The sequence below is a fragment of the Streptomyces sp. NPDC034670 genome, assembly GCF_055574875.1.
The window spans coordinates 36,405-43,900 of sequence record NZ_JBVITR010000043.1; the positions used below are offsets into that span (position 1 = coordinate 36,405).

The 7,496-nt window shown below is 72.5% G+C and carries 7 protein-coding genes and 1 pseudogene; 5 read left to right on the plus strand and 3 right to left on the minus strand.

The window, feature by feature from the left end:
- Positions 1-69 precede the first annotated feature (69 nt).
- Both ACZ56B_RS24760 and ACZ56B_RS24765 read right to left on the minus strand, forming a co-directional pair.
- A pseudogene (locus tag ACZ56B_RS24760) lies at positions 70-159 on the minus strand (DUF6758 family protein); the annotation flags it as partial.
- 355 nt (positions 160-514) lie between these two features.
- Positions 515-1,099, minus strand: a complete 585-nt coding sequence (locus ACZ56B_RS24765; RefSeq protein ID WP_468794709.1) for a suppressor of fused domain protein — start codon at positions 1,097-1,099, stop codon at positions 515-517.
- A gap of 531 nt (positions 1,100-1,630) precedes the next feature.
- Between ACZ56B_RS24765 and ACZ56B_RS24770 the strand changes: the two genes are divergently transcribed.
- Together ACZ56B_RS24770 and ACZ56B_RS24775 are read left to right on the plus strand one after the other, a co-directional pair.
- Positions 1,631-2,746 (plus strand): magnesium and cobalt transport protein CorA, encoded by a 1,116-nt coding sequence (locus ACZ56B_RS24770; RefSeq protein ID WP_468794712.1) that lies wholly within the window; start codon positions 1,631-1,633, stop codon positions 2,744-2,746.
- A 39-nt stretch (positions 2,747-2,785) separates the two neighbouring features.
- Complete coding sequence (locus ACZ56B_RS24775) at positions 2,786-3,298, plus strand: hypothetical protein (RefSeq protein ID WP_468794715.1); 513 nt, start codon at positions 2,786-2,788, stop codon at positions 3,296-3,298.
- Between the two features lie 11 nt (positions 3,299-3,309).
- On the opposite strand, the gene ACZ56B_RS24780 is transcribed toward ACZ56B_RS24775, so the two are convergent.
- Positions 3,310-4,071, minus strand: a complete 762-nt coding sequence (locus tag ACZ56B_RS24780) for a hypothetical protein (RefSeq protein ID WP_468794718.1) — start codon at positions 4,069-4,071, stop codon at positions 3,310-3,312.
- A 216-nt stretch (positions 4,072-4,287) separates the two neighbouring features.
- Between ACZ56B_RS24780 and ACZ56B_RS24785 the strand changes: the two genes are divergently transcribed.
- From ACZ56B_RS24785 to ACZ56B_RS24795, 3 genes are read left to right on the plus strand one after another with little or no spacing between them, the layout of a single operon-like run.
- Entirely contained in the window at positions 4,288-5,571 is a 1,284-nt protein-coding gene (locus tag ACZ56B_RS24785; RefSeq protein ID WP_468794721.1) for a magnesium transporter MgtE N-terminal domain-containing protein, read from the plus strand.
- Entirely contained in the window at positions 5,561-6,169 is a 609-nt protein-coding gene (locus tag ACZ56B_RS24790; RefSeq protein WP_468794724.1) for a DUF1003 domain-containing protein, read from the plus strand. Before ACZ56B_RS24785 ends, ACZ56B_RS24790 begins: the two co-directional genes overlap by 11 nt.
- 43 nt (positions 6,170-6,212) lie before the next feature.
- Positions 6,213-7,346: an Mrp/NBP35 family ATP-binding protein gene (locus tag ACZ56B_RS24795; RefSeq protein WP_468794727.1), complete on the plus strand. Its 1,134-nt coding sequence runs from the start codon at positions 6,213-6,215 to the stop codon at positions 7,344-7,346.
- The last annotated feature ends 150 nt before the right edge of the window (positions 7,347-7,496 follow it).

The following is a 7,496-nucleotide window of genomic DNA, read 5'->3' on the forward strand; positions in this document are numbered from 1 at the left end:
CTACCCCCGCCCCATGTCTGCTCGCTTCGGGCCCCCCCTCCCCCCCGCCGCCCCCCCCCCCCCCCCCCCCCCCCCCCCCCCGCACTGCCAGGCATCGGAGAAGAGGCCGGGAGCCCTGACCCGGCCACCGCACTTCGGGCAACTGGGTTCGCCCCTCATAGAGCCCCACGGTCCTACCCCTGCCGCGCCACGTCAAGGACGATCACCCGTCCGGAGGGAACCCGCCGCGGAAACGCCACAACAGGTGCAGCGGGCATCAACCGACTCGGTCGATCCGTCCCGTGCGATCGCCGGACGTCCGCCGGGCGTCCGGCACCCGGGAGGGGGCACCGCCGCCGTGCGCGCCGTCCCGCCCGGTGTCCTCGTCGATGTGGACGGCACCGTGCGCACCGGGCCGCCGCACGGCGCGGTGCGCCCGCGCACGCGGCAAAGGGGCGGGGGCCCGGCACGCGGCGGAGGGCGGGGTCCCGCCGTCACCAACCGACCGGCCGCCGGAGGGCGTTGGTGAGGTTCCTCACGCCAGCGGCACGGACCCGCGGGCGGGGTCCCGCAGGTCCGTGCCCTGGGTCAGCCAGCGCTCCTGGAGCGCCTGGGCCCCGTGCACCCGCTTCCAGGCGGCCTCGTTCGGGGTCATGGGCAGCAGCGGCAGGAACCGCACGGGGTCCAGGGGCGCGTCGAGTTCCAGGTCCTCCACCAGACCGCCCGGCTCGGCGACCAGCACCGAGGTGAACGGCGCGCCGGGCCACAGCGGCCCACCGACGTCCAGGGAGGCCCCGGGAGCCACGATCACGCCCTCGACCTGCGGGGAGGCGGCCAGCACGGCGAGCGGGCGGAGCACCTTGTCGGTGTCGGCGAGCCCGGCCCGGACGGACAGCACCAGCTCCGCGCGCGGACCCTTGACCGGGTCCGCGACCACGGCCGTGGGATCGGCCATGGGCTGCGCGGACATGCCGAGGGTGGCGTAGCGCACGATGTCGCCCTCGTGGAAGCGCAGCACCTCGATGCGGTCCGTGCCCAGGAAGGTGACCGCCGCCCGCGCGTCCGGTTCGCCCAGTGCCGTGCGCAACCGGGCCTCGACCAGAGGAAGAACATCAGCCATGCGGCGAGCATAGAACTCGTCAGCACCGGGCAAAGCCGCGTCTTGACACACCGGTCGGCTGATACGCTTGGCCGGTGGTTCGGGACAGCACGCAGTAGGGGTGCCGACCAGGCCTTCGGGGCCCTGGGGCGTTCCGATCGAGTCCCGGACACCGATGTGACACTCCCCGTCTACAGGGGGATCCCCCCGGGGATCGTGGATCGTCCCTCACGAGGGACCGGCCGGAGGAGGTGGGGCTGGCATGGACCGAAGTCGACCGTGCAGTATCACCCGCTCTTCCGCCCGCTGATGTAGCCGCTTCCCCTCAGGCTGCCACCTCTCTCCCCCGCGTCTTCACCGGAAGAGCGCTTCGTTTCGTTCTGTCTGATCTGCCCCCGTAGCTGTATCAGCGACGAAACTCGCCACCGCGACGGTGCGGTGCTCCCCGCTTTGTGGACGTGTCAAACATCCGCAGTTCAGGACGTCCTCATTCCGGGTTGTTCCACCCGTCGTGCCGGCGCCTTTCGTTGCCCGTTCGCGAAGGAGCCCGTCATGTCGATGATCCGCGACCTGCGTGCCGTGGTCCGCCCCTCCCGTGTCTCGCTGCGCAAGGAGAGCGGCCCGTACGACACCCCCCGCGACCCCGCGACGACCACCGCCGTCGTGGACTGCGCCGTCTACCGCGACGGCCGCCGCCTGGAGACCGGGGGCCCGCTCGCCCCGCAGGAGGCGATGCGCCTGGCGCGCCGCGACGGGGGCTTCGTGTGGATCGGCCTGCACGAGCCGACCGAAGCCGAATTCGCCGGGATCGCACGTGAGTTCGGACTGCACCCGCTGGCCGTGGAGGACGCCGTCCAGGCCCACCAGCGGCCCAAGCTGGAGCGCTACGACGACTCGCTGTTCACGGTCTTCAAGACCATCCACTACCTCGACCGCGACCGGAGCGGCTCCGGCAACGAGGTCATCGAGACCGGCGAGGTGATGTGCTTCACCGGCCGGGACTTCTTCATCACCGTCCGGCACGGCGGGCAGGGTTCCCTGCGGGCCCTCAGGCGCCGCCTGCAGGACGACCCCGAACTGCTGGCCAAGGGCCCCTCGGCCGTGCTGCACGCCATCGCCGACCACGTCGTCGACGGCTACCTCGCGGTCGCCGACGCGGTGCAGGACGACATCGACGAGGTCGAGACGGAGGTGTTCTCGCCGGGCCGCAAGGGCACGCCGCGCGGCACCGACGCCGGGCGGATCTACCAGCTCAAGCGCGAGGTCCTGGAGTTCAAGCGGGCCGTGGCGCCGCTGCTGCGGCCGATGCAGCTGCTGAGCGAGCGGCCGATGCGGCTGATCGACCCGGAGATCCAGAAGTACTTCCGGGACGTCGCCGACCACGTGGCGCGGGTGCAGGAGCAGGTCATCGGCTTCGACGAGCTGCTGAACTCCATCCTCCAGGCCAACCTCGCCCAGGCCTCCGTGGCGCAGAACGAGGACATGCGCAAGATCACCTCGTGGGCCGCGATCATCGCCGTCCCGACGATGGTCTGCGGGGTGTACGGGATGAACTTCACGTACATGCCGGAGACCGAGTGGAAGTACGGCTACCCGGTGGTCCTGGGGATCACGGTGGCCCTCTGCCTGGGCATCCACCGCACGCTCAAGCGCAACGGCTGGCTCTGAGGCCCGGGGCCCCGGAACGGCCCCGGATAGGCTGGGCCCATGACAAGCGAGCTGCTCGAGAGGGCCCTCATCGAGGAGGCCACGAAGAAGTCCGGCCTCGTCTGGGTCGAGGGGCCCGACACCGCGGCCCGTGCGCTGTGGCACGTGTGGCACGAGGGCGCCGCCTGCGTGGTCGGCGACGGACCCGGGGAGCAGCCGCTGCCGGGACTCGCCGACGGCGCGCCGGCCCGGGTGACGGTCCGCAGCAAGGACAAGGGCGGCCGGCTGGTCTCCTGGACCGCGCGGATCGTGGAGCTGCGGGCCGGGTCCGAGGAGTGGACGGCCGCCGTCGACGCCCTCAAGGGCAAGCGGCTCAACGCGCCCGACGGGGAGGCGATGACGGAGCGCTGGGCCCGCGAGTGCCGGGTCCTGCGCCTGGAGCCCACCGGGGAGACGGCACCGCTGCCCGACGGCTCGCTGGCCGAACCGCCGCTGCCGACGCCGGTGACGACCAGGAGACCGGTCCCCGCGGGCCGGCCCCGGCTGCCGGGGAAGCGGCGCCGGCGCGGGTAGGGCCCGTCCGCCTACGAGGCGGGGAGCTGCCCGCCGTAGTCCAGGGTCTCGCTCCTGGCCGGCTTCTCCAGGGGGAAGTCGTCGCCCCAGGCCGAGAACGTGAGGGTGCCCGCCTCGCCGGCCCGCACCAGGCGCAGCGGATACGGCTCACCCTCGAGCGAGACGTCCAGGGTGCCGCCGGACCCCTGGTCGCCGGTGATGCGGACGGTGCGGACGCCCGCCTGCTCGTGGTGGCCGTCCGTGGCCAGCTTGCCGTGCAGGGTCAGCAGACCGTCGAGGAGGACGTCCTTGTCCGTGAAACCGCTGAACTTCTTGTACGAGGGGTCGCCCTGCGGCACCTTCACGTACTTCCCGGCGAGCTTGCCGGCCGCCGCCGCGTCCGCCTCGCCGTCGCCCTCGTCCTCGCCGTCCGTATGACCCCAGAACTCCGCACCGGCCTTCAGGAACAGCTCGTCGCCGGTCCGCAGCAGGCGGAACGTCTCCCCCCTGGTGGTGACCGAGCCGATGCCGCCCTCGGGCTTCAGCCTCATGTCGAGCGTGTAGCTGCGCCCGTTGGTGACCACGGTCCCGTGCAGCCGGACCGTGTCGACCGATTCCGCGGCCTTCCGGGTCCGGCTCTGGATCTCCTCGGCGGGCAGCCTGCCGACACCGTTGGTGCCCTCGTTCGGATCCTCCTCGGCGCACCCCGTGAGCGCCGTCCCCGTCACGAGCAGCGCGCACACGGCGCCCGCCAGCGCGGCCCTGCGGGAACGGCCCTGGGAGATCGAAGTCACAGGTGGGACTGCCTCTCTGAGAGGGGACCTGAACGGCGTACCGCAGGGTACCGGGGCCGGGTGATCCGGACGGAGCCAGTCCGTCCGGACCGGCCGCGACCCCGCGGCCGATCGGGACGGGCTAGCCTGAAGCCCACCCGAGCGGGCAATTCGGAAAACGAACGCAGCAGGCTGTACCCCCCGACGGAACACCCCGCACGCAAAGGAGCCGCCGCCATGGCAGCGGGCGCCCCCCGGTTCTTCGTCTCGCACCTCTCCGGTGTCGCCGTCTTCGATCCGGCCGGCGACCAGGTGGGACGGGTGCGCGACCTGGTCGTCGTCCTGCGGGTCGGCCGCCGCCCGCCGAGACTGCTCGGCCTGGTGGTCGAACTCCCCACCCGGCGCCGCATCTTCCTGCCCATGAACCGGGTGACCGCCGTGCAGTACGGCCAGGTCATCACCACCGGCGTGCTCAACGTCCGGCGCTTCGAGCAGCGGCCCACCGAGCGGCTGGTCTTCGGTGAGCTCCTCGACCGGCGGGTGACCCTCGTGGACGGCGGCGAGGAGGTCACCGTCCTGGACCTGTCGGTGCATCAGCTGCCGGCCCGCCGCGGGTGGGAGATCGACCGCGTCTTCGTCCGCAAGGGGAGGAAGGGCGGTGCGTTCCGGCGCAGCAAGGGGGAGGCGCTGACCGTCGAGTGGACCGCGGTCACCGGTTTCTCCCTGGAGGAGGACGGGCAGGGCGCCGAGACCCTGCTCGCCACCTTCGAGCAGCTGCGCCCCGCCGACCTGGCCAACGCGCTGCACCACCTCTCCCCCAAGCGGCGCGTCGAGGTCGCCGCCGCCCTCGACGACGACCGGCTGGCCGACGCGCTGGAGGAGCTGCCCGAGGACGACCGGATCGAGATCCTCGGCAAGCTGAAGGAGGAACGCGCCGCCGACGTCCTGGAGGCCATGGACCCCGACGACGCGGCCGACCTGCTCGGCGAGCTGCCCGAGACGTTCAAGGAGCGGCTGCTGAGCCTGATGCAGCCCGGTGACGCGGCCGACATGCGGCGCCTGATGTCGTACGAGGAGCACACGGCGGGCGGTCTGATGACGACCGAGCCGATCGTGCTGCGGCCCGACGCGACCGTCGCGGACGCGCTCGCCCGCATCCGCGAGCCCGACCTCTCCCCGGCGCACGCCGCGCAGATCTACGTCTGCCGCCCGCCCGAGGAGACCCCCACCGGGAAGTACCTGGGCACGGTCCACTTCCAGCGTCTGCTGCGCGACCCCCCGTACACCCTGGTCGGCGCCATGCTGGACGACGACCTGCAACCCCTGGAGCCGGACGCGGCGCTGCCCGTGGTCGCCGGCTTCTTCGCCACGTACGACATGGTGGCGGCGCCCGTGGTCGACGAGACGGGCGCGCTGCTGGGCGCGGTGACGGTGGACGACGTACTGGACCACATGCTGCCCGAGGACTGGCGGGAGACCGAGTTCCACCTCGGCGCGGAGGGGGCGGCCGATGACTCCTGAGCGCGAGAGGACCCGCGAGCGGCTCCCGGCGGGCGCCACGGCCGCCGGCCGGCCGCGGACGCCCCGGCTGGACCAGCCGCGCCCGCCCCGGCGCCGGCTCCTGCCCGAGTGGGACCCGGACGCCTTCGGACGGCTGTCCGAGCGCATCGCGCGGTTCCTGGGCACCGGGCGGTTCATCGTCTGGATGACCGTCGTCATCATCCTGTGGGTGGTGTGGAACGTCTTCGCGCCGCCCGAGCTGCGCTTCGACGAGTACCCGTTCATCTTCCTGACCCTGATGCTCTCCCTCCAGGCCTCCTACGCGGCCCCGCTGATCCTGCTCGCGCAGAACCGGCAGGACGACCGCGACCGGGTCAACCTGGAACAGGACCGCAAGCAGAACGAGCGGTCGATCGCGGACACCGAGTACCTGACCCGGGAGGTCGCCGCCCTGCGGACCGGGCTCGGGGAGGTGGCGACGCGGGACTGGATCCGCTCGGAGCTGCAGGACCTGCTGAAGGAACTGGAGGAACGGCAGAACGGGCACCGGGACCACCACGGGGTGTTCCCGGCGATGCGGGCGCAGCGGCCGCCGGGACGTGACACAGACGACCACTGAGGAACTTACCGGCGGGTGTACCCGGCGCCGTACCATCGTGGGTATGGCTACGGAAGACGCGGTGCGCGAGGCACTGGCGACGGTGAACGACCCCGAGATCAACCGGCCCATCACCGAACTCGGGATGGTCAAATCGGTGGAGATCGGTGCGGACGGTGCGGTCGCGGTCACCGTGTATCTGACGGTTTCCGGCTGCCCCATGCGGGACACGATCACGCAGCGCGTGACGGACGCGGTCTCCCGGGTCGAGGGGGTCACCCGGGTCGACGTGACGCTGGACGTCATGAGCGACGAGCAGCGCAAGGAGCTGGCGAACGCCCTGCGCGGCGGCCAGGCCGAGCGCGAGGTGCCGTTCGCCAAGCCGGGCAGCCTGACCCGGGTGTACGCGGTCGCCTCCGGCAAGGGCGGCGTGGGCAAGTCGTCGGTGACGGTGAACCTGGCGGCGGCGATGGCGGCCGACGGCCTGAAGGTCGGTGTCGTGGACGCCGACATCTACGGCCACTCGGTGCCCCGCATGCTGGGCGCCGACGGGCGTCCGACCCAGGTCGAGAACATGATCATGCCGCCGTCGGCGAACGGCGTGAAGGTCATCTCCATCGGCATGTTCACCCCGGGCAACGCGCCGGTGGTCTGGCGCGGCCCGATGCTGCACCGCGCGCTCCAGCAGTTCCTGGCGGACGTGTACTGGGGCGACCTGGACGTGCTGCTGCTCGACCTGCCGCCCGGCACGGGCGACATCGCCATCTCCGTCGCCCAGCTGGTCCCGAACGCCGAGATCCTGGTCGTCACCACGCCCCAGCAGGCGGCGGCCGAGGTGGCCGAGCGGGCGGGGTCGATCGCCGTGCAGACCCATCAGAAGATCGTCGGTGTGGTCGAGAACATGTCCGGGCTGCCCTGCCCGCACTGCGGCGAGATGGTCGACGTCTTCGGCACCGGCGGCGGCCAGGCGGTGGCCGACGGCCTCACCCGGACCACGGGCGCCAACGTCCCGGTGCTCGGCTCCATCCCGATCGACGTGCGCCTGCGGGAGGGCGGCGACGAGGGCAAGCCGGTCGTCCTGACCGACCCGGACTCCCCGGCGGGCGCGGCGCTCCGCTCGATCGCCGGGAAGCTGGGCGGGCGGCAGCGCGGTCTGGCGGGACTGTCCCTGGGGATCACGCCGAAGAACAAGTTCTAGTCACGCGGTCCCGAGGGGGCCGACGCGACGGTGAGGGGGGCCGCCCCGACGGGGGGGGCGACCCCACGTGTCCGGGGGGAACCGCGCCCCGCGGGCACGACCACCAGCGTCCTACCCCAGAGCGGCAAAGGGGCGCCGCCGCTCCCCCCC